General features: G+C 44.3%; 22 protein-coding genes and 2 pseudogenes. 19 read left to right on the forward strand and 5 right to left on the reverse strand.

Annotated elements, in window-relative coordinates:
• Positions 1 to 24 precede the first annotated feature (24 nt).
• Positions 25 to 285, forward strand: coding sequence for a YugE family protein (locus tag KHQ79_RS08515; protein WP_060399377.1), 261 nt, complete (start codon positions 25 to 27; stop codon positions 283 to 285).
• 27 nt (positions 286 to 312) lie between these two features.
• Here KHQ79_RS08515 and KHQ79_RS08520 read toward each other — a convergent pair whose 3' ends face one another.
• Positions 313 to 1,134 (reverse strand): alpha/beta fold hydrolase, encoded by an 822-nt coding sequence (locus KHQ79_RS08520; RefSeq protein ID WP_003241092.1) that lies wholly within the window; start codon positions 1,132 to 1,134, stop codon positions 313 to 315.
• 150 nt (positions 1,135 to 1,284) lie between these two features.
• Here KHQ79_RS08520 and KHQ79_RS08525 point away from each other — a divergent pair, with 150 nt between their 5' ends.
• The 3 genes from KHQ79_RS08525 to yugI all read left to right on the forward strand — a co-directional run bounded on the left by KHQ79_RS08525 (position 1,285) and on the right by yugI (position 3,541).
• Positions 1,285 to 1,785 (forward strand): Lrp/AsnC family transcriptional regulator, encoded by a 501-nt coding sequence (locus KHQ79_RS08525; protein WP_009968070.1) that lies wholly within the window; start codon positions 1,285 to 1,287, stop codon positions 1,783 to 1,785.
• Positions 1,786 to 2,946 carry an aminotransferase gene (locus KHQ79_RS08530; RefSeq protein WP_003241096.1) on the forward strand — a complete coding sequence of 387 codons (1,161 nt, stop codon included), beginning with the start codon at positions 1,786 to 1,788 and terminating at the stop codon, positions 2,944 to 2,946.
• A gap of 202 nt (positions 2,947 to 3,148) precedes the next feature.
• Entirely contained in the window at positions 3,149 to 3,541 is a 393-nt protein-coding gene (yugI, locus tag KHQ79_RS08535; protein ID WP_003228864.1) for a S1 domain-containing post-transcriptional regulator GSP13, read from the forward strand.
• A gap of 44 nt (positions 3,542 to 3,585) precedes the next feature.
• Here the strand turns inward: yugI and KHQ79_RS08540 are convergent, their stop codons facing one another.
• Complete coding sequence (locus KHQ79_RS08540; protein WP_003220771.1) at positions 3,586 to 3,822, reverse strand: DUF378 domain-containing protein; 237 nt, start codon at positions 3,820 to 3,822, stop codon at positions 3,586 to 3,588.
• Between the two features lie 230 nt (positions 3,823 to 4,052).
• On the opposite strand from KHQ79_RS08540, the gene KHQ79_RS08545 reads away from it, so the two are divergent.
• The 5 genes from KHQ79_RS08545 (at position 4,053) to KHQ79_RS08565 (ending at position 8,850) form a co-directional block, all read left to right on the forward strand.
• Positions 4,053 to 5,216: an iron-containing alcohol dehydrogenase gene (locus KHQ79_RS08545; RefSeq protein WP_003242185.1), complete on the forward strand. Its 1,164-nt coding sequence runs from the start codon at positions 4,053 to 4,055 to the stop codon at positions 5,214 to 5,216.
• Positions 5,217 to 5,320: 104 nt separating this feature from the next.
• Positions 5,321 to 6,493 carry an iron-containing alcohol dehydrogenase gene (locus KHQ79_RS08550; protein ID WP_003242187.1) on the forward strand — a complete coding sequence of 391 codons (1,173 nt, stop codon included), beginning with the start codon at positions 5,321 to 5,323 and terminating at the stop codon, positions 6,491 to 6,493.
• 110 nt (positions 6,494 to 6,603) lie between these two features.
• Positions 6,604 to 7,956 carry a glucose-6-phosphate isomerase gene (locus KHQ79_RS08555; protein WP_003242188.1) on the forward strand — a complete coding sequence of 451 codons (1,353 nt, stop codon included), beginning with the start codon at positions 6,604 to 6,606 and terminating at the stop codon, positions 7,954 to 7,956.
• A 58-nt stretch (positions 7,957 to 8,014) separates the two neighbouring features.
• Positions 8,015 to 8,386 (forward strand): hypothetical protein, encoded by a 372-nt coding sequence (locus tag KHQ79_RS08560; protein WP_225514863.1) that lies wholly within the window; start codon positions 8,015 to 8,017, stop codon positions 8,384 to 8,386.
• 59 nt (positions 8,387 to 8,445) lie between these two features.
• A complete protein-coding gene (locus tag KHQ79_RS08565) occupies positions 8,446 to 8,850 on the forward strand; it encodes a YugN-like family protein (protein WP_003242191.1) in 405 nt (134 codons plus the stop codon).
• Here KHQ79_RS08565 and KHQ79_RS08570 read toward each other — a convergent pair.
• Positions 8,847 to 9,830, reverse strand: a complete 984-nt coding sequence (locus KHQ79_RS08570) for a potassium channel family protein (protein WP_003242193.1) — start codon at positions 9,828 to 9,830, stop codon at positions 8,847 to 8,849. The two genes, KHQ79_RS08565 and KHQ79_RS08570, sit on opposite strands and share 4 nt — an antisense overlap.
• Entirely contained in the window at positions 9,827 to 10,159 is a 333-nt protein-coding gene (mstX, locus tag KHQ79_RS08575) for a biofilm formation protein MstX (protein WP_225514810.1), read from the reverse strand. Before mstX ends, KHQ79_RS08570 begins: the two co-directional genes overlap by 4 nt.
• Positions 10,160 to 10,205: 46 nt before the next feature.
• On the opposite strand from mstX, the gene KHQ79_RS08580 reads away from it, so the two are divergent.
• The 8 genes and pseudogenes from KHQ79_RS08580 to KHQ79_RS08610 all read left to right on the forward strand — a co-directional run bounded on the left by KHQ79_RS08580 (position 10,206) and on the right by KHQ79_RS08610 (position 16,152).
• Positions 10,206 to 10,469: a YuzI family membrane protein gene (locus tag KHQ79_RS08580; protein WP_019259310.1), complete on the forward strand. Its 264-nt coding sequence runs from the start codon at positions 10,206 to 10,208 to the stop codon at positions 10,467 to 10,469.
• A gap of 40 nt (positions 10,470 to 10,509) precedes the next feature.
• Complete coding sequence (locus tag KHQ79_RS08585) at positions 10,510 to 11,187, forward strand: zinc metallopeptidase (RefSeq protein ID WP_003242198.1); 678 nt, start codon at positions 10,510 to 10,512, stop codon at positions 11,185 to 11,187.
• A 43-nt stretch (positions 11,188 to 11,230) separates the two neighbouring features.
• On the forward strand, positions 11,231 to 12,523 hold the full coding sequence (locus KHQ79_RS08590) for a hemolysin family protein (RefSeq protein ID WP_060399373.1): 1,293 nt from the start codon (positions 11,231 to 11,233) through the stop codon (positions 12,521 to 12,523).
• Positions 12,524 to 12,647: 124 nt separating this feature from the next.
• Positions 12,648 to 14,312 (forward strand): glycoside hydrolase family 13 protein, encoded by a 1,665-nt coding sequence (locus KHQ79_RS08595; RefSeq protein WP_225514812.1) that lies wholly within the window; start codon positions 12,648 to 12,650, stop codon positions 14,310 to 14,312.
• 43 nt (positions 14,313 to 14,355) lie between these two features.
• A pseudogene (locus KHQ79_RS22380) lies at positions 14,356 to 14,470 on the forward strand (hypothetical protein).
• The gene (locus KHQ79_RS08600) at positions 14,430 to 14,828 is read left to right on the forward strand and encodes a secondary thiamine-phosphate synthase enzyme YjbQ (protein WP_133486233.1); all 399 of its coding nucleotides are present in this window, start codon (positions 14,430 to 14,432) and stop codon (positions 14,826 to 14,828) included. The pseudogene KHQ79_RS22380 and the gene KHQ79_RS08600 overlap by 41 nt, the downstream one beginning before the upstream one ends.
• A gap of 13 nt (positions 14,829 to 14,841) precedes the next feature.
• A complete protein-coding gene (locus KHQ79_RS08605) occupies positions 14,842 to 15,873 on the forward strand; it encodes a nitronate monooxygenase (RefSeq protein WP_225514814.1) in 1,032 nt (343 codons plus the stop codon).
• Positions 15,874 to 15,897: 24 nt separating this feature from the next.
• Positions 15,898 to 16,152 carry a hypothetical protein gene (locus KHQ79_RS08610; protein ID WP_003242211.1) on the forward strand — a complete coding sequence of 85 codons (255 nt, stop codon included), beginning with the start codon at positions 15,898 to 15,900 and terminating at the stop codon, positions 16,150 to 16,152.
• Positions 16,153 to 16,164: 12 nt separating this feature from the next.
• On the opposite strand, the gene KHQ79_RS08615 is transcribed toward KHQ79_RS08610, so the two are convergent.
• Positions 16,165 to 16,902 carry a protein-glutamine gamma-glutamyltransferase gene (locus KHQ79_RS08615; RefSeq protein ID WP_003242213.1) on the reverse strand — a complete coding sequence of 246 codons (738 nt, stop codon included), beginning with the start codon at positions 16,900 to 16,902 and terminating at the stop codon, positions 16,165 to 16,167.
• A 160-nt stretch (positions 16,903 to 17,062) separates the two neighbouring features.
• On the opposite strand from KHQ79_RS08615, the gene mcpB reads away from it, so the two are divergent.
• Positions 17,063 to 19,051: a methyl-accepting chemotaxis protein McpB gene (mcpB, locus tag KHQ79_RS08620; protein ID WP_225514816.1), complete on the forward strand. Its 1,989-nt coding sequence runs from the start codon at positions 17,063 to 17,065 to the stop codon at positions 19,049 to 19,051.
• Positions 19,052 to 19,213: 162 nt separating this feature from the next.
• A pseudogene (locus KHQ79_RS08625) lies at positions 19,214 to 19,552 on the forward strand (methyl-accepting chemotaxis protein); the annotation flags it as partial.
• Between the last annotated feature and the right edge of the window lie 70 nt (positions 19,553 to 19,622).

Below are 19,622 nucleotides of genomic sequence, written 5' to 3' on the forward strand. Positions count from 1 at the left end.
ATCTTATTATAAGCGGTGATGATTATGGAAGAAAGTCAAGCGGTCAGGGAAATGATCAAGATCATTGCCAAATGGGACCCGTTTAAATATGGAGAAGGATTTTACGAAACGGAAGCTGTTGATGTCGTGCAGGCTGTCTATGATGAAGACGATCCCGACGTGTTGGCGAAAAGCATTCAGCATATATTTGAAGTTTCTTTTGAACAAACGCTGCCGATCGACAGCTGCCGGGAAGTGGCTGGCCAGCTTTTATTCATTAAAGACAGCAGCTCCTGCACGCCTTAAAAAACCGGTTCTACACCGGTTTTTTTGTTATTTAATAAACTCTGCAATATGTTCGGAAACGAATTCAGGCCGTTCCTCAGGCACCAGGTGTCCAGTCTGGCCAAGTGAGTACAGCACGGAATCAGGCAAATCCTCGTGCAGCCGTTTACCGATCTCCACAGGAACGATTCGGTCTTCCTCGCCCCAAATCAATAAAGCAGGCTTGTTCATTTTCTTTAATTGTTCGGGTTCTAAATCTCCTTCTCTATGGCGGATAAACCTTGTCATGGCTTTGAAAATCTGCCCGTCTTGAAACGGCCTGCCATAGCCGTCAATCATCTCTTCATCAATCAGCGATTTGTCATGCACAACATTTAATAAATTTTTCATCACGCCTTCTTTCGAGAGCCAGCGCTTGATATAAAGATGAAAATACGGGAGGTGGGTCCCGAAAGTGATTGTCGGGTGCGAACGTTTTAAATACCCTGAACTGCAAAGCAGCACAACCTTTGAAAAAAGCTCCGGCTTTTGCAGAACAGCAGACAGCGATATCTGTCCGCCCATAGAATGGCCGACAAGCGCAGCCTGTTTGACTTGCAAGTGTTCCAAAATCCCAATGACAAGCTTCGCGAGGTTTTGATAAGTATAGATAAATGTTTTCGATTTTTCGGATTGGCCGAAAGGAGGCAAATCAAGCGCGATGATGTCGTACTTGTCCCGGAGAAGTGGGATTATTTTTCTGAAGCTGAAAGCAGACGATAAAAAACCGTGTACGCAGACAAGCGTTTGCCTGCCCGGATTTTGATAATGTTCATAGTATACATTGACACCATCGACCGTAAGCCGCCTTATTGGTGAAACCCCCTCCATTCTGTGTCACTCCCTTTTATAAGATGTCTGTATTGTGCCCTTAAATTGACAATTCTAGCGGAAGTTTCTCCTTGTTTTTTTCTTAGCATTCGTCAAAAAACGTGATATAATGTCATGAAGATTTCTTGACATTGCAAAGGTGTGAATCGAATGAAATTGACAGAGAAAGAAACAGAAATATTAGAAATTTTAGACGAAAACAGCCGCGCCGATTTAGAAACAATTGCAAAGATGGCGGGGATCCCTGTAAATGAAGTGAAAACAATTATTGACAAACTGGAAAAAGAAAAGGTTATCATCGATTATTCCGCTATGATTGACTGGCGAAAAGTCGACGGGCATGAAGGCGTAACAGCCATGATTGACGTCAAAGTAACGCCGAAGCGGGGAGTCGGTTTTGATGAAGTGGCGGAACGGATATACCGGTTCCAGGAGGTTGAATCCGTTTACCTGATGTCAGGCGTGTACGATTTGTCTGTCGTGATTCGGGGCAATTCGATGTCTGACGTAGCGCGTTTTGTTTCAGATAAACTGTCCACACTTGATTCAGTTGTATCTACGACAACTCATTTTATCCTGAAAAAATACAAGCATGACGGCAAAGTGTTTGAAACAGGAGACGACGACAAAAGAATCGTGGTGTCCCCGTAAATGACTTCGTATTTATCTGACTATGTACAACAAATAAAGCCGTCCGGCATCCGCAAATTCTTTGATTTGGCGGCAACGATGGAAGGCGTCATTTCTTTAGGCGTCGGCGAACCTGATTTTGTTACCGCATGGAATGTCCGTGAAGCAAGCATTCTCTCGCTTGAACAAGGCTATACATCATACACAGCCAATGCCGGTTTATACTCACTGCGTGAGGAAATCAGCCGTTATTTGAGCAGCAGGTTTGACCTTCGCTACTCGCCAGACAATGAGCTGATTGTGACAGTAGGGGCAAGTCAGGCTTTGGATATTGCAATTCGCGCTATTGTGAATCCAGGTGAGGAAGTCATCATTCCTGAGCCGTGTTTTGTGGCGTACGATGCGCTTGTTTCTTTGGCGGGCGGCATTCCGGTTCATGTCCACACAACGGCAGACAAAGGATTTAAAGCAACGGCTGCGGATTTTGAAGCGGCAGTCACTGAAAAAACGAAAGCCATTCTCATCTGCTCGCCATCGAATCCGACAGGTTCGGTTTATTCGAAGGAAGAGCTGAATGAGATTGCTGAGTTTGCCAAAAAACATGATGTAATCGTCTTAGCTGACGAAATCTACGCTGAGCTGACATATGATGAGGAATTTACAAGCATAGCGGCATTACCGGGAATGAAGGAACGGACGGTTGTCATCTCAGGCTTTTCAAAAGCGTTTGCGATGACGGGCTGGAGACTCGGCTTTGCCGCAGCACCATCCGTTCTTCGGGATGCAATGCTTAAAATTCACCAGTATGCGATGATGTGCGCGCCGGCAATGGCGCAGTTTGCCGCTTTGGAAGGTCTGAAGAACGGCATGGAAGATGTAGAAAAAATGAAAAAAAGCTACCGAAGAAGACGGAATTTGTTTGTAGAAACGCTCAATGAAATCGGCCTTAGCTGTCATCATCCAGGCGGCGCTTTCTATGCTTTTCCATCGATCAAAAGCACGGGAATGAGTTCGGAGCAGTTTGCCGAGGAGCTTCTGACGCAGGAAAAAGTGGCTGTTGTTCCGGGAAGTGTGTTTGGTCCGAGCGGTGAAGGTTATATTCGCTGTTCATACGCAACCTCGATCGAGCAGCTTCAAGAAGCATTAGTCAGAATAAAACGCTTCCTGCACAAAACAACATAAAAAAAGATACGAACCTTTTGTTCGCATCCAATAAAAGGGGGGAATACTAGAAAGCCTTTGGTATTTTCAGTTTACCCCCTTTTTGCTGTGCATAAACCTGATTTTTTATAAAAAAAGTTTTCTTTGCGGAAATAAGACATGTGTGATATAATTTTAAATTGCGTATAAACAGATATTTAATTTAACTTAGGAGTTGTTATGAATGGCAGCAAAATTTGAAGTGGGCAGTGTTTACACTGGTAAAGTTACAGGATTACAAGCGTATGGTGCGTTTGTTGCATTAGATGAAGAAACTCAAGGTTTAGTACACATTTCTGAAGTGACTCACGGTTTCGTAAAAGATATCAACGAGCACCTTTCAGTTGGCGACGAAGTACAAGTAAAAGTACTTGCTGTTGATGAAGAAAAAGGAAAAATCAGCCTTTCAATTCGTGCGACACAAGCTGCGCCTGAGAAAAAAGAAAGCAAACCAAGAAAACCTAAAGCTGCGCAAGTAAGCGAAGAAGCTTCTACACCACAAGGTTTCAACACATTAAAAGATAAGCTTGAAGAGTGGATCGAAATGTCCAACCGCAAAGATCTTATCAAAAAATAAGCATGAAAAAAGCACCGGACAGGAATGTTCGGTGCTTTTTTATCCTATCGCATTTCAGGATTTGCTGCCTCTTCACGTGATCTTTCCTCGTTTGGCTTAAACAGCAGACCGAGGTTGATTAAACCGGCGATTCCGACAAGTCCGTAAATGATGCGGGAAAGGGCTGAACCTTGGCCGCCGAAGATGGCCGCTACTAAGTCAAATTGGAAAAATCCGATCAGTCCCCAGTTAATAGCGCCAATGATGGTTAAAACAAGACAAATTCTCTGAATGGTACTCATGTTCTGCAACCTCCTCCATGAATTATTAAAACAGTTATAGATTGTGACATATTGGAGAATCTATACATGCATTCTCCATATGGAGGGAATCCAGCCTTCCCTTACCTATATCAGTTTCTTTCCCAGCATCCTGCCATATAAAACCAAGCGATATGCAACTCGGTGAGAGCTGATTGCTTTACATGTAGTAAGGACATTCTGCATAATAAAAAATCTAAGGAGGAGATGTCATGCAAAACTTTACATACTGGAATCCGACCAAGTTAATTTTCGGGCGTGGGGAAGTGGAAAGACTGCCGGAGGAACTCAAACCTTACGGGAAAAACGTATTGCTTGTCTACGGAGGCGGAAGCATTAAACGCAGCGGCCTGTATGATCAAGTGATTGAACAGCTGGATAAAGCCGGAGTGACCGTGCAGGAATTAGCAGGCGTTGAACCGAATCCGCGTGTGTCGACTGTTAATAAAGGTGTTGCCATCTGTAAAGAACACAACATTGATTTCTTGCTGGCTGTCGGCGGCGGAAGTGTAATCGACTGTACAAAAGCGATTGCCGCAGGAGCGAAGTATGATGGTGATGCGTGGGATATCGTCACAAAAAAACATCAGCCGAAGGATGCTTTGCCATTCGGAACCGTATTGACTCTCGCTGCGACTGGTTCTGAAATGAACTCAGGCTCGGTGATTACAAACTGGGAAACAAAAGAAAAATACGGCTGGGGCAGCCCGCTCGTATTCCCTAAATTCTCGATTCTTGATCCGGTGAATACATTCACCGTTCCTAAAAATCACACGATCTACGGTATGGTTGACATGATGAGCCACGTATTTGAACAATACTTCCATCATGTATCAAATACGCCGTATCAGGACCGTATGTGTGAATCACTTCTGCGTACAGTCATTGAAACAGCGCCTAAGCTGATCAATGATCTCGAAAATTACGAATTGCGTGAGACGATCCTATATACAGGAACAATCGCATTAAACGGCATGCTTTCTATGGGTGCAAGAGGGGATTGGGCAACTCATAATATTGAACATGCAGTATCAGCCGTTTATGACATTCCGCATGCCGGCGGACTGGCGATTCTGTTCCCGAACTGGATGAGACACACATTATCTGAAAACCCTGCCCGCATGAAACAGCTTGCAGTTCGCGTGTTTGATGTTGAAGAAGCAGGTAAAACAGATGAAGAAATTGCACTTGAAGGTATCGATAAGCTGTCTGCATTCTGGACAAGCCTTGGCGCTCCGAACCGTCTTGCTGATTACGATATTAATGATGAGCAGCTTGACACAATTGCAGATAAGGCTATGGCTAACGGTACATTCGGCCAGTTTAAATCACTCAACAAAGAAGATGTGCTTGCCATTTTGAAAGCATCTCTATAAAAAAAGGGGAAACAGCCGTTCGGCTGCTTCCCTTTTTCTTTTTGTTAACTTGTGTTACAATGGAAAATCTGTTTTTTTTACCAGCATTATTTGGAGGTTTTACAATGGAAAATTTCACTTATTATAATCCGACGAAGCTGATCTTCGGAAAAGGCCAGATTGAACAATTAAGAAAAGAATTAAAGCAATACGGCAAGAATGTGTTGCTTGTTTACGGCGGCGGAAGCATTAAACGCAACGGCCTCTATGATCAAGTCACAGGCATTTTAAAAGAAGAAGGCGCTGTGGTTCATGAGCTGTCAGGTGTAGAACCGAACCCGCGTCTTGCGACAGTGGAAAAAGGCATAGACCTATGCAGAGAGCATCACATTGATTTTCTGCTTGCAGTCGGCGGAGGCAGTGTCATTGACTGCACAAAAGCAATTGCTGCCGGCGTCAAATACGACGGCGACGCTTGGGATATTTTCAGCAAAAAAGTAACAGCAGAGGATGCGCTCCCGTTCGGCACTGTTTTAACCCTTGCTGCGACAGGCTCTGAAATGAACCCTGATTCCGTGATTACAAACTGGGAAACAAACGAGAAATATGTATGGGGCAGCAATGTGACTCATCCGCGTTTCTCCATTTTAGATCCTGTAAATACGTTCACTGTCCCAGAAAATCAAACAGTATACGGCATGGTTGACATGATGAGCCACGTATTTGAGCAATACTTCCATAATGTCGAAAACACGCCGCTTCAAGACAGAATGTGCTTTGCGGTTCTGCAGACGGTCATCGAAACAGCGCCTAAGCTTCTTGAAGATCTGGAAAATTACGAGCTTCGTGAAACAATCCTGTATGCAGGCACTATCGCTTTAAACGGCACGCTCCAAATGGGCTACTTCGGCGACTGGGCTTCTCATACAATGGAACACGCTGTTTCAGCTGTGTATGATATTCCGCATGCCGGCGGACTGGCGATTCTGTTCCCGAACTGGATGAGATACACGCTTGATACAAATGTCGGCCGCTTCAAAAACCTCATGCTCAACATGTTTGACATTGATACTGAAGGCAAAACAGATAAAGAAATCGCACTTGAAGGAATCGACAAGCTGTCTGCATTCTGGACAAGCCTCGGCGCGCCTTCCCGACTTGCCGATTACAATATCGGAGAAGATAAGCTTGAGCTGATTGCTGATATCGCAGCCAAAGAAATGGAACACGGCGGCTTCGGCAACTTCCAAAAACTGAACAAAGATGACGTACTTGCCATCCTTCGCGCGTCTCTATAATCCAAAGGGCGGAATCCATTCATTCCGCCCTTTCTTCTTGACTTGATTTCACAGATAAGTTCATATAAAGTGAAAGATGAAAACATTATACCGTTATGGAGGGACAAGCAATGACGCATGTACGCTTTGACTACTCAAAAGCGTTGACTTTCTTCAACGAACATGAACTTACATACCTACGGGACTTTGTAAAAACAGCACACCATAATATTCATGAAAAAACAGGCGCTGGCAGCGATTTTCTAGGCTGGGTGGACCTCCCTGAACATTATGATAAAGAAGAATTCGCGCGCATCAAAAAAAGCGCCGAAAAAATCAAATCTGACTCTGATGTATTGCTTGTTGTCGGCATCGGCGGTTCTTATCTCGGCGCGCGGGCTGCGATCGAAGCGCTTAATCACGCGTTTTATAATACATTGCCAAAGGCAAAACGCGGCAATCCGCAAGTTATTTTCATCGGAAACAACATCAGTTCATCTTATATGAGAGATGTCATGGATCTTCTTGAAGATGTTGACTTCTCTATTAATGTGATTTCTAAATCAGGCACAACGACTGAACCTGCAATCGCTTTCCGTATTTTCCGTAAGCTTCTTGAGGAGAAATACGGCAAAGAAGAAGCGAAAGCCCGGATTTACGCGACAACTGATAAAGAGCGCGGCGCATTAAAAACGCTTTCTAACGAAGAAGGCTTTGAATCATTTGTCATTCCTGATGACGTCGGCGGCCGTTATTCTGTATTAACAGCTGTAGGCCTCTTGCCGATTGCTGTCAGCGGCGTCAACATTGACGACATGATGAAAGGCGCACTGGATGCGAGCAAAGATTTTGCGACTTCTGAATTGGAAGAAAACCCTGCATACCAATATGCGGTTGTTCGCAATGTGCTTTATAATAAAGGCAAAACAATCGAAATGCTCATCAACTACGAACCGGCGCTTCAATACTTTGCGGAATGGTGGAAGCAGCTGTTCGGAGAAAGTGAAGGGAAAGATGAGAAGGGCATTTATCCTTCTTCAGCTAACTATTCAACAGACCTTCATTCATTAGGCCAGTATGTACAAGAAGGCCGCAGAGATTTATTCGAAACGGTGCTGAACGTAGAGAAACCTAAACATGAACTGACAATCGAAGAAGCGGATAACGATCTTGACGGCTTAAACTATTTAGCCGGAAAAACGATTGATTTCGTTAACAAGAAAGCGTTCCAAGGCACGATGCTTGCCCATACAGACGGAAATGTTCCGAACTTAATCGTCAACATTCCTGAGCTGAATGCATATACTTTTGGATACCTTGTATATTTCTTCGAAAAAGCCTGCGCGATGAGCGGTTATCTCCTTGGCGTCAATCCATTTGACCAGCCTGGAGTAGAGGCGTATAAAGTCAATATGTTTGCGTTGCTCGGCAAACCTGGCTTTGAAGAGAAAAAAGCAGAGCTTGAAAAACGTCTGGAAGATTAATGTGAGAAAGCTGACTGGCATTTGCCGGTCGGCTTTTTATAAAATCAGAAAGGTGCTGATGTTCATGAAACAAATGGTTAAACATCTCATCATTGCCGTTTTTTCTGCAGCTGTTCTAAGCATTCTAATCTCCTTTGATGCCGTGTATACAGCGTTTTCTTCAAGCTTCGGCGGCACGCTATCACACTTTTTCATCCACGCCTTTCTTCTCATTGGTTTGCCGCTTGCGCTTTTTACCGATGCGGTACACCGGATGATGCATTTAAAACGATCTCATACTCTTTTCACTAAATTAGGACTCTATGCCGCAGTTGTTTATGTTTCATGGGAATCTGCTGCAGGGCTTGCAGCGGCAATGGCTGTTTACTTTTTAATTGAATGCGCTTTCTTTTTTGTTGGCCGCACGAAAGAAACAACGATTTCCATGTAGTCCGCCTCTGAATGAAGTCTTGTTCGGCGGGACAGGATAAGTGAAAAAGGGGCATTTTGATGATACCAATACCTTCCGCGATAGATGGGCAGTCTTTTCTGCTTCAAGAACTGGAACAAGTAATGAAGCCGCTCGGTTATGTGATAAACGGCGGCTGGGAATACGATCACGGCTACTTTGATTATAAAATTGATGATAGAGACGGCTATTTGTTTTTAAGGATTCCCGTCAATGCGGTACAGGGCAGTCTCGATGAACGCGGGGCGGCTGTTCGGATCGGAACGCCATTTATGCTGAGGCAGGTGTTTCAGGCGGATCTTGACGATTATGCCGAGGGAGGGCCATTCCAATCACTGTTTAATCAATTTTCCGAGCCGGAAAGGCGCGACGCGGAAATTGATCCGGCGTATTTGGATATCGGCGCTTCCCTTGTGAAAGAATTGGAGGATGTTCTGCTGCATTAGATCGCAAGAAATTGGTCTGTTTCGAGCACTTTATATGTAAGAGGAGGGGAAATCATCGGCCCTTCCTCTTTTTGTATGCCGATAATTGTCGTGTTGTGATCAAGGAAATGGAGGACGCACGTTTTGTAAGCAGCTCCCTTTAGATCGTCAGGAACAGAAAGAAGCTTCACATGTTGATCAAGTGTCAGCTTAATTCCGTTCTGCTTAGACGGCCGTAATTTGACTTGATAATGCTGCAGCATTGCCCGGCTGATAAATTCTGAAGTTCCGATGATTTGATTAGCGCCTGCCCGCTCCGCATTGGTGACAAACCGGTCAGTCAAAATCTCGACGATACAGTATGCAAGGGGGTTAAGCCCTTTAACAGATAAAAGAATCAGCACTGACAGCATATCTGCTTCAGCTTCACTTTTATACTGATCAGCTGTCACCATCACTGACTCCGCTTCAGCAACATTGGCCCTTTTCAGTGTCTCATCATCGGCAGCGTGCCCGCGTATGAAATGAACGTTTTCGATAAGCGGGCCTTCTTTTAAAGATTCATCGATCAGCACAACCGTCTTGGAAGGGGCCGTAAGCTGCAGCTCCTTCAGCAGCCGGTTTGATTTTTCATTCCACCCGATCATAATGATGTGGCCCCGCCCTTTGTAAGCGACTTTTCCTTCGATGTAGCGGTGCTGTCTGCTGATTGCGGCTGCAGATAACGTGGCGAAATATGCGGTGACAAAGCTTGCTCCGCTCAAAATCAGCAGTATTCCGGCTGCCTGTCCAAGCGGCGTGTGCGGCACATAGTCTCCATAGCCGACTGTCGAAACGGTAACGACAGCCCACCAAATGCCTTCAAATACCGAAGTGAACTGCTTCGGCTCAAGTACATAAATGATTTGGCCGAATAAAAGAATCAGAAATAAAATAATAACCCCGATTCGGATAAATAACGGCCACCTGAGCCATGAAATAAATATCCGATTTGATTTCATTCTTTTTCTCCTTCTTCAGATAATGAGATGGATAAAATCTGTTTAATAATGGTATTTAATTTCTCGTTTAGCTTTTCCTGGCCGTACATATCTCGTGCCTGCTTCATTAAATCGGCTGTATCATCTTCAAGCTGAATAAGCGGCTCATCGATTTCCGATTCATTATAAAGCTGGATAAATGCATCCAGCCCTTCATTCATTCGGTCGATTGCTGTGCTCAGCTGTTCCTTTTCCTCACTCGTCACTTTCATGGCTTCTATCACACCCGTGCTTTTTTCTAACAGTATGTCCCACTTCCGATGATGTTTTTCAAAAAATGAACAAAACATATAAAAATGGATTTCTCCATAAACTAAAACAAAAAGGATGAAAAAGATGACGATCTTGCAAAGAACGATCGTGGTTTTGATCGGTACGCAGCTGGCGGCATCCGCGGTGATTTTATTTATTTTCGATTTGAATTCATATAATCACTTTTCCGGCAGCTTCTCCTGGCTTCATTTTCTGAAAGAGCTGGTCGGCAGCTTTTCCTTTTATTTGTTTTCAGCAGGTCTGTTCTTTCTGCTGATCGGATTGTGTGCTCCGAGCCGGAGGAAGAAGCGCATTTCTGTACACGGAAAAGAAAACTCATTAAAATAATCGTAATAGAGAAATGATCATGGAAAAAGGATGATGAAAAATGCTGTTTATATTTTTAACAATAGCCGCATTGGGATTGTCGTTTTGGGCACAATTTAAAGTAAAGAGCAACTTTGAAAAATATTCAAAAGTGGAAGCCTCAAGCGGACGTACAGGGGCAGAAACGGCAAGACGGATTTTAGATATAAACGGTCTTTACGACGTGCCGGTCGAACCGGTAAGAGGCACTTTAACAGACCATTACGACCCGACAAGACGGGTGGTGCGTTTATCTGAGCCGGTCTATTACGGCCGCTCAATTTCCGCCATATCCGTAGCTTCCCATGAAGTCGGACATGCCTTGCAGCATCAGGAGTCATATGGTGCGCTTGTGCTGAGACATAAAATCTTCCCAGTCGTGAATTTTGCATCCGGTGTAGCTCCTTTGCTTTTCTTAGGAGGCATGCTTCTCGGCAGCCTAAATCTGATCGGGCTTGGCATCATTTTGTTTTCAGCCGCTGTCTTTTTCCAGCTGATTACATTGCCTGTCGAATTCAATGCAAGTTCACGCGCGAAGCAAATTATTGTGTCAGAAGGATTCATCCGGAACAATGAAGAGAATGGGGTAAATAAAGTGCTGAGCGCCGCCGCCTTAACGTATGTGGCCGCCGCCCTGGTTTCCCTGTTTGAGCTTCTTCGCTTTGTGATGATCTTCTTAAACGGTCGTAATGAGAATTAACGTTAAGGAGGTGGCCCCTTACCATTTATGGTAAGGGCTTTTTTTGCTTATTTTACAACTGATCGCCATTTTTGTTTTGATTGGCATTACGGCTCTTTTCGTTGCAGCGGAATTTGCGATCGTCAAAATCAGAGGTTCAAAAATTAATCAGCTCATCGAAAGCGGTGACAGCCGGGCGCTTGCCGCACATAAAATCATCTCTAACCTAGACGAGTATTTATCAGCCTGCCAGCTCGGGATTACGATTACTGCCCTCGGACTTGGATGGCTTGGTGAACCGACATTTGAACGCATTCTTCATCCCTTATTTACAATGACAGGCATGCCGGAACCGTTTAACCACATTGTCACATTTATCGTTGCATTTATCATCGTCACTTTTTTGCATGTGGTGATGGGTGAGCTTGCCCCGAAAACGGTTTCCATTCAAAAGGCTGAAGCTGTCAGTTTATGGATTGCAAAGCCGCTAATCTGGTTTTATAAAATCACGTATCCATTTATTAAAGCGTTGAACGGCTCTGCAAGTTTTCTTGTGAAATTGTTTGGCTTTCATTCAGTGAAGGAGCATGAGGTTGTCATCAGCGAGGAGGAACTGAGGCTGATCCTTTCAGAAAGCTATGAAAAGGGAGAAATCAATCAGTCTGAATTCCGCTATGTGAATAAGATTTTTGAATTCGACAACCGGGTAGCGAGAGAGATTATGATTCCGCGGACAGAAATTGCGGTTATCTCTCTGGAGCAGTCGCTTGAAGAAGCGATCCATCACATCATTAATGAACGGTATACACGTTACCCTGTCATTAAAGAAGACAAGGATCATATTTTAGGGATCATCAACAGCAAAGATATGTTTAAAGCTTATTTTCTCGGACAGCCGATCAAGCTGAAGCAGATTATGAGGCCCGTCATCAGAGTCATTGAAAGCATCCCTGTTCAGCAGCTTTTGATCCGCATGCAGAAGGAGCGGATTCACATGGCGATTCTCGTAGATGAATACGGGGGAACGGCGGGTCTTGTCACTGTCGAGGATATTATCGAGGAAATCGTCGGGGAAATTCGCGATGAATATGATCAGGATGAAACGCCGCACATTTTGAAAAAAGGCGAGCATCATTATGTAATGGATGGAAAAGCGCTAATAGACGAAGTAAACGATCTGCTCGACATTGCCATTGAAAATGAAGAAATTGATACGATTGCAGGCTGGCTTCTGACGCAAAAAATGGAGCTGAAAGCAGGAGATGTGATACACGCGGAGGGTTGTGAGTTTAAAATCCTCGACGCCGAAGATCATCACATCCGTTTTATAGAAATTAAAAAAACTGACTTTTTATAAAAAGCAGCCGAAGATTGAGCGGCTGTTTTTTTATGACATCGGCGGTTTTCTGAAAAAGCAATGCTGTAAAGCCTTTTTTCTACATAAGATATATAGACCGGGACACTTAGGAGGGAGTGGCTGTATGAAAAAGGCTTGGTGGAAGGAAGCGGTTGTCTACCAAATTTACCCCCGCAGTTTTAAAGATTCAAATGGCGACGGGATCGGGGATATTCAAGGAATCAGATCCAAGCTTCACTACATAAAAGAGCTAGGCGCTGACGTCATCTGGATTTGCCCTTTGTACGATTCGCCCAATGCGGATAACGGCTATGATATCAGGGATTACAAAAACATATTAAGCGATTTCGGCACCATGGCTGATTTCGACCAGCTGCTTGGTGACATTCATGAGCTGGGCATGAAGCTGATTATGGATCTTGTCGTGAACCATACAAGCGACGAACACCCGTGGTTCATTGAATCCCGTTCATCCATACACTCGGAAAAGCGCGACTGGTATATTTGGAAGGACGGCAAAAACGGAAAAGCGCCAAACAATTGGGAAAGTATTTTCGGCGGGCCGGCATGGCAGTATGATCAAAAGACAAGCCAGTATTATCTTCACCTTTTTGATAAAAAACAGCCTGATTTGAATTGGGAAAATGAAAAAGTGAGAAATGCCGTTTACGACATGATCAATTGGTGGCTTGAAAAAGGAATTGACGGATTTCGGGTGGATGCCATTACGCATATTAAGAAAAAAGAGGGGCTTCCAGATATGCCGAATCCCAAAGGGCTGGACTGCGTTCCTTCCTTTCCTTATCATATGAATGCTGACGGCATTATGGATTTGCTAACAGAGCTAAAGGAAAACACATTTTCCCGCTATCCGATTATGACAGTCGGAGAGGCAAACGGTGTCGCTGCAAAGGAAGCGGCTGAATGGGCTGGTGAAAAAAACGGCATCTTCAGCATGATTTTTCAATTTGAGCATCTCGGCCTGTGGGATGTAGAGATCAATGAAAGCATTGATATCGCTTCCTTCAAACGAATTCTAACAGAGTGGCAGGACAGTCTTGAAGGGATCGGCTGGAATGCTCTGTTTATGGAAAATCATGACCAGCCCCGTTCAGTTTCTGTGTGGGGAGACGACGGAGTGTACCTGAAAGAAAGTGCAAAAGCGCTTGCTTCTGTCTATTTTCTCATGAAAGGCACACCGTTTATTTATCAGGGGCAGGAACTAGGCATGACAAACGTGGCATTTCCATCTATTGAGGACTATGATGATGTCGCCATGAAACGCCTGTATGATATAGAGACAGCGAAAGGCGCTTCACACGAGGACGTGATGAAAATTGTCTGGAAAAAGGGAAGGGACAATTCACGAACGCCGATGCAATGGACTGCTGATCCATACGCCGGATTTTCTGATGCAAAACCGTGGATCGGAATCAATGAGAATTACAAATGGCTGAATGCCGAGACGCAAAAAAACGACAAATCATCCGTATACCACTTTTACAAAAGCTTGATCAAACTGCGTCAAACATACGATGTTTTTATCAATGGAACATACGAGCTCATTTTACCGGAAGATCAGCAAATCTTTGCATATCTTCGGAAAAACGAGAGCCATACTGCACTGATTGCAGCCAATCTGACAGGAACGCCGGCTTTTTTCAAGCGCCCCGGATTGCCATTGTCATCAGACGCACTCATATTGTCAAATGTGGAAACAGAGCCGCACAAGCACATAACATCAGTACTGTTAAAGCCGTATGAAGCAAGAATATATGTATGGCGCTAAACTCCAGCCAGAGACTGGAGTTTTTTGTTTTTGTCAAGTTTATGTGAGTGGTTTAACAGGAAAAAAAGAACACAGAACGAATTAGCAAATAGAGCGGACAAATGAAAGGAGAAACAAATGCTGAAAACATTGCAAATCAAAACGGCCAAACGAGATGAAATGATTGAGATCACCCGCGAGGTGGAGGCGTTTCTTCAAGAAACAGGTGTAACGAGCGGCGCGGCGCTGATTTATTGTCCTCATACGACTGCCGGCATTACAATTAATGAAAATGCCGATCCCGATGTCAAAAAAGATATGCTCAGAAGGTTTGATGAGGTCTATCCATGGGAACACGAGCTGGATCGCCATATGGAGGGCAATACAGCTGCACACATGAAGTCGAGTACGGTCGGAGCTTCACAGCATGTCATTATTGACAACGGCCGACTCATTCTTGGAACGTGGCAGGGCATTTATTTCTGCGAATTTGACGGGCCGCGTACACGGACATGTTATATCAAAATCATAGGGTAACAGGAGGGTTTTCATGACAGAATGGATGAAAGCATTATCGCTGACAAAACCTGTCATCCAAGCGCCAATGGCCGGCGGGCTTGTCACGCCCGGACTGGCAGCCGCTGTGTCGAATGAAGGCGCGCTCGGCAGCTTGGCGTCAGGATATCTCAGTCCCGACATGCTCGAAAAGCAAATCATTGAAATGCAGCAGCTGACTGATCGAGTATTTCAGGTGAATGTGTTTGTTCCGGAAAGCAGAAAAGAACCGGATGAGGACATGATTAAAACTTGGAAAAACAGAATTCCGTTTGCCGAACAGGCTTCTCCATTCTCTTCAGAGGAAGAAGAATGGAAGGACTTCCATGATAAAATAAACATCATTCTCAAACACAATGTAAAAGCCTGTTCATTTACGTTTGGCATTCCGCCGGACGAAAGCATTCAAGCGTTAAAGAAAAATGGCTGCTCTCTCATCGGGACAGCTACGACTCCGCAGGAAGCTGTCCTGCTTGAAGAACGCGGAATGGACATCATCGTACTGCAAGGAAGCGAAGCAGGAGGCCACCGCGGTTCCTTTCTGCCTGTCAGCGGGGAATCCGCTCTGGGCCTCATGTCGCTGATTCCCCAGGCGGCAGACGCCGTTTCCGTTCCAGTAATCGCTGCAGGCGGAATTGCCGACCGGCGCGGCGTCCAAGCCGCTCATTGTCTCGGAGCCCAAGGCGTACAGGTTGGGACGCCGTTTCTCATGTGTGAGGAATGCGAAGTATCTGAAACGTACAGCCGCGAATTAAAAAAAGCGCGGGGGACAGACACGCGACTCACCTCATTGTTTTCAGGTAAGCCTGCAAGGGGTATAGTCAATCAATGGATGAAAGAGCAGCAAACTGAGGAGGCAAACGCGCTTCCTTATCCATTGCAAAACACGTTAACAAAGCCGATGAGAAAGCACGCAGCCAGTGAAAAAGATTCCGGGTACATGTCTCTGTGGGCCGGGCAATCTGTCGGAATGCTTAACGGGCCCGCTGATGTGAAAACGCTGTTAGCCGAGCTTTGCCGAACGTAACTTGATAAACAGAGGTGACAGATGATGAACATTCTTCAATATTCTTATAAAAAAAGAGGGAAAATTGAGTTTGTATTTGAAGGCTGGCCTCATTCAAAAGTTACAATGGCTCCTATCAAAGGGTACTATTTTGTCCGTTTTATTAAATGGAGCAGCTTAGATCCAATCGTGACAAGAAATGACCTCGAAAAAATGGAATGGGCTGCGAACCAGTATTTTGGCACAGCCCCTTTTTATCGAAAACGAAAAGCATTTGAAACCCCATCGTCCCGGAAATAGGCGATGGGGCTTTTAGCGGACGATGCGGTAAAGAGACGGAACATCCAATCTGGTCGCCTGAGACATAAGGTAGGCTGGTTGTACGGCTCCCTTTCTTCTAAAAGAATTCAGCTTATCGATAATTTGCTGTCCGCTTAAGATTCCAAGGCCATGTGCAAAATATTTATCTTCTCCCAGTAAAATCACATTTTCGCCTCTCCACTGCGCTTTTTGCGGATCGAATTCAGGATTCTTAAAATACAAACAATCTCCGAGGAAAAAGTGATGTCCTGTTTCCGTATATATCGGCAATTTCTCATAATGCCAGTCATATAAAATAATTCTGTCAAAGTTGGCATCAAATTTTTTTTCCCCGATTGTATCAATCAAGGCCAGATAATAAATAACAACAATTGCGGTCGCACATTCAAACGCATAAAACGGGCCATTTTCTGCAATATCCCGAATGGCTTTTGAAGGCGGCATTCTATATTTCAGTTCCAACGCGCCTTCCGGTGAAACCCTCCAATACTTTGTATTCCCATATGTTTTCAAAAAAGTGGCAAACTTCGCTCCGCTTTTGTGCAGCGTTTTTGCTGCTGCAACGATATTCATCCGCAGGTTCAGCTCAAACATCAGTTCAGCAATTGAATGATAATCAAACTGAACGGGCGTCTCAATCATCTCTTTTAACAGCGGATTCAAATTCTTATCAATCTTCCAGTTTTCAATATCTTGGGGACGGAGCAATTGTCCGGATACAATAATCATCTTTAGCCCCCCTTGTTTTTTATAAGATATGCAAAGGGCTTGGGCAATGAAAGTTTAAAAAAACAGAAGGCAGCCGAAAAAGAACTTCTTCCATTTTTTATTTTAAAACTTTTTTAAGCAGCCGATATATACTGTATCAAACTCGAAGGAGAAACTGGACATGAAGACTTTTATCAACTGGCTGAAGAAACCGTCTATTTCAAGGAAATTAATCGTCTCATTTATTGCAATTCTCATTATCCCTATTCTTATATTGGAATTTAGTTCTTACCGAAGCGCCAGCGGAAAGCTGGATCAGGAAATTATGGGAAATGCGAAAAACAGTGTAGATACATTTAATACAACCGTTACAAATGATCTGGGAGCAAAAGCGAAAGCAGTTACCTTTTTCAGTGAATCTCTTAAAAACTCCGCGTTCAAAGGAAAGTCTAATCAAGAAGAGCTCAAGGCTAAGTTTTCACAATATGTCTCGATTAATCAAGGAGTAGCCAGAATTTATGGAGGCGCAGAAAACGGCAATTATGTACAAGCACCGAAAGAACAATTGCCGGATGGATACGATCCGAGACAGCGCCCTTGGTATCAAGATGCGATGAAGGCCGGCGGTGAAATTGTAGTGACAGATCCTTACGTGGCAGCGAATGACGGAAGCATGGTCATTACTATTGCCCAGCAGCTGAAGGATGGATCTGGCGTTGTCGCCATGGATATTACCATTGATAAATTGTTAGAACAGATGAAACAAATCAAGGTCGGAAAAGAAGGCTATGTTTTCATTGCAACGAAAAACAAAACCTATGTTGCCCACCAGGACCATAAGGCTGGAGAAAAGCTGTCAGGAGAATGGGTTGCCAAAATGTATGCCAATGACAGCGGTGACCTCCAGTACACTCTGGGTAACGAAGATAAAAAAATGACCTATACAACAAATGAACTGACTGGGTGGAAAATTGCCGGCACAATGTATATGAGTGAAATCAAGGATGCCTCAAAGTCTGTTTTGATAACAGGCATGATCGTGCTGATCGCCTCCATCGCGGCAGGCGGGCTTTTAATTCTGTTTATCGTTCGTTCGATTACAAAACCGTTAAAACGTCTCGTTCAATCATCGAAAACAATCAGCAGCGGAGATCTGACAGAAACGATCGAAATCCGTTCGAAGGATGAGCTTGGAGAGCTAGGGGAAAGCTTCAATGGAATGGCACAATCTCTGCGCTCACTGATCGGCACTATCCAGGACTCGGTGAACAATGTGGCCGCATCGTCCGAACAGCTTACCGCATCTGCCGGACAGACAAGTAAAGCCACCGAGCATATCACGATGGCGATTGAGCAGTTCTCAAACGGAAACGAGGAGCAAAGCGAAAAGGTTGATTCCAGCTCTCAACAGCTGAATTTAATGAATGAAGGGCTCCAGCAAGTCTCACAAACATCATCAGATATTACAAAGGCGTCTATCCAATCAACAGAAATCGCCGGAACGGGTGAAAAGTTTGTCCAGCAGACAGTCGGACAGATGAACTCAATTAATCAATCAGTTCAGCAGGCTGAAGCTGTAGTCAAAGGCTTAGAAGGAAAATCAAAAGACATCACAAGCATTTTGAGAGTCATTAACGGCATCGCTGACCAAACAAATCTGCTGGCATTAAACGCAGCCATTGAAGCGGCGCGTGCCGGAGAATCAGGCCGCGGCTTCTCTGTCGTAGCGGAGGAAGTGCGCAAACTGGCTGTTCAATCTGCTGATTCAGCAAAAGAAATCGAAAAGCTGATCCAAGAAATCGTAGCAGAAATCGAAACCTCTCTTCATATGTTTAAAGCAGTGAATCAGGAAGTACAGTCTGGACTTGTTGTCACAGACAATACAAAAGAAAGCTTCCAGAGCATTTTCAGCATGACAAACGAAATCGCAGGCAAATTGCAAACGATGAATTCAACAGTCGAACAGCTGTCAGACCGTTCACAGCATGTTTCAGCAGCAGTCAGCGGCATTGCCGATGTGTCGAAAGAAAGCTCGGCAAGCATTCAAGACATTGCTGCCTCAGCCGAGGAGCAGCTTGCCTCAATGGAAGAAATCAGTTCATCAGCGACCACCCTTGCACAGATGGCAGAAGAGCTTCGTGATCTGACAAAGCAATTTAAAATTGAATAAAAGCAGAAAAACAGCGCTTATCAAGGCGCTGTTTTTTTATAAGGAATTCATAACAAAGACCTAGTGCATTCGGTGATTTTAGAACTATTTTTCATTTTCACTTTCATTTTCAATGTAATATAAAGGAAGGTCCGCTGATATAATTTGTGAATGATTGAAAGAAGGTCCGTAAACAAAGAAGTTGAAACAGGGCTTGTCATGACGGATGAAACAAAACAAAGCTTCAAACATATATCGCACATGACCAATCAAATTGCTTCCGAACTGCAAAACATGAATGCGACGGTTGAGGAACTGTCAGCGGGAGCTCAAGAAATTTCCGCTGCTTCAAATGATATCACGGCCATTTCTAAAGAAAGCTCGGACGGCATCCAAGATATCGCCGCTTCTGCTGAGGAACAGCTGGCATCCATGGAGGAGATCAGTTCATCTGCACATACGCTTGAAAGAATGTCTGAAGAGCTCCGTGATCTGACAAAACGATTTAAGGTGGATAGATAATAGGACTAAATAACTATCTATTTATGGGGAATTAGTTACTTTTGTTAAATTTCTTCTTTTTTACTGTATA

This window comes from Bacillus sp. TSO22, assembly GCF_020223595.1.
In the GTDB taxonomy this organism is placed as follows: domain Bacteria; phylum Bacillota; class Bacilli; order Bacillales; family Bacillaceae; genus Bacillus; species Bacillus inaquosorum.

Coding starts and splice junctions, on each gene's coding strand:
- KHQ79_RS08615 (WP_003242213.1), bottom strand. CDS start 16,902: ATGATTATTGTATCCGGACAATTGCTCCGTCCCCAAGATATTGAAAAC.
- yugI (WP_003228864.1), top strand. CDS start 3,149: ATGGCAGCAAAATTTGAAGTGGGCAGTGTTTACACTGGTAAAGTTACA.
- KHQ79_RS08540 (WP_003220771.1), bottom strand. CDS start 3,822: ATGAGTACCATTCAGAGAATTTGTCTTGTTTTAACCATCATTGGCGCT.
- KHQ79_RS08550 (WP_003242187.1), top strand. CDS start 5,321: ATGGAAAATTTCACTTATTATAATCCGACGAAGCTGATCTTCGGAAAA.
- KHQ79_RS08565 (WP_003242191.1), top strand. CDS start 8,446: ATGATACCAATACCTTCCGCGATAGATGGGCAGTCTTTTCTGCTTCAA.
- KHQ79_RS08520 (WP_003241092.1), bottom strand. CDS start 1,134: ATGGAGGGGGTTTCACCAATAAGGCGGCTTACGGTCGATGGTGTCAAT.
- KHQ79_RS08515 (WP_060399377.1), top strand. CDS start 25: ATGGAAGAAAGTCAAGCGGTCAGGGAAATGATCAAGATCATTGCCAAA.
- KHQ79_RS08560 (WP_225514863.1), top strand. CDS start 8,015: ATGTTCATGAAACAAATGGTTAAACATCTCATCATTGCCGTTTTTTCT.
- KHQ79_RS08530 (WP_003241096.1), top strand. CDS start 1,786: ATGACTTCGTATTTATCTGACTATGTACAACAAATAAAGCCGTCCGGC.
- KHQ79_RS08580 (WP_019259310.1), top strand. CDS start 10,206: ATGACGATCTTGCAAAGAACGATCGTGGTTTTGATCGGTACGCAGCTG.
- KHQ79_RS08585 (WP_003242198.1), top strand. CDS start 10,510: ATGCTGTTTATATTTTTAACAATAGCCGCATTGGGATTGTCGTTTTGG.
- KHQ79_RS08605 (WP_225514814.1), top strand. CDS start 14,842: ATGACAGAATGGATGAAAGCATTATCGCTGACAAAACCTGTCATCCAA.
- KHQ79_RS08555 (WP_003242188.1), top strand. CDS start 6,604: ATGACGCATGTACGCTTTGACTACTCAAAAGCGTTGACTTTCTTCAAC.
- KHQ79_RS08600 (WP_133486233.1), top strand. CDS start 14,430: ATGCTGAAAACATTGCAAATCAAAACGGCCAAACGAGATGAAATGATT.
- mcpB (WP_225514816.1), top strand. CDS start 17,063: ATGAAGACTTTTATCAACTGGCTGAAGAAACCGTCTATTTCAAGGAAA.
- KHQ79_RS08545 (WP_003242185.1), top strand. CDS start 4,053: ATGCAAAACTTTACATACTGGAATCCGACCAAGTTAATTTTCGGGCGT.
- KHQ79_RS08595 (WP_225514812.1), top strand. CDS start 12,648: ATGAAAAAGGCTTGGTGGAAGGAAGCGGTTGTCTACCAAATTTACCCC.
- KHQ79_RS08610 (WP_003242211.1), top strand. CDS start 15,898: ATGAACATTCTTCAATATTCTTATAAAAAAAGAGGGAAAATTGAGTTT.
- KHQ79_RS08525 (WP_009968070.1), top strand. CDS start 1,285: ATGAAATTGACAGAGAAAGAAACAGAAATATTAGAAATTTTAGACGAA.
- mstX (WP_225514810.1), bottom strand. CDS start 10,159: ATGTTTTGTTCATTTTTTGAAAAACATCATCGGAAGTGGGACATACTG.
- KHQ79_RS08570 (WP_003242193.1), bottom strand. CDS start 9,830: ATGAAATCAAATCGGATATTTATTTCATGGCTCAGGTGGCCGTTATTT.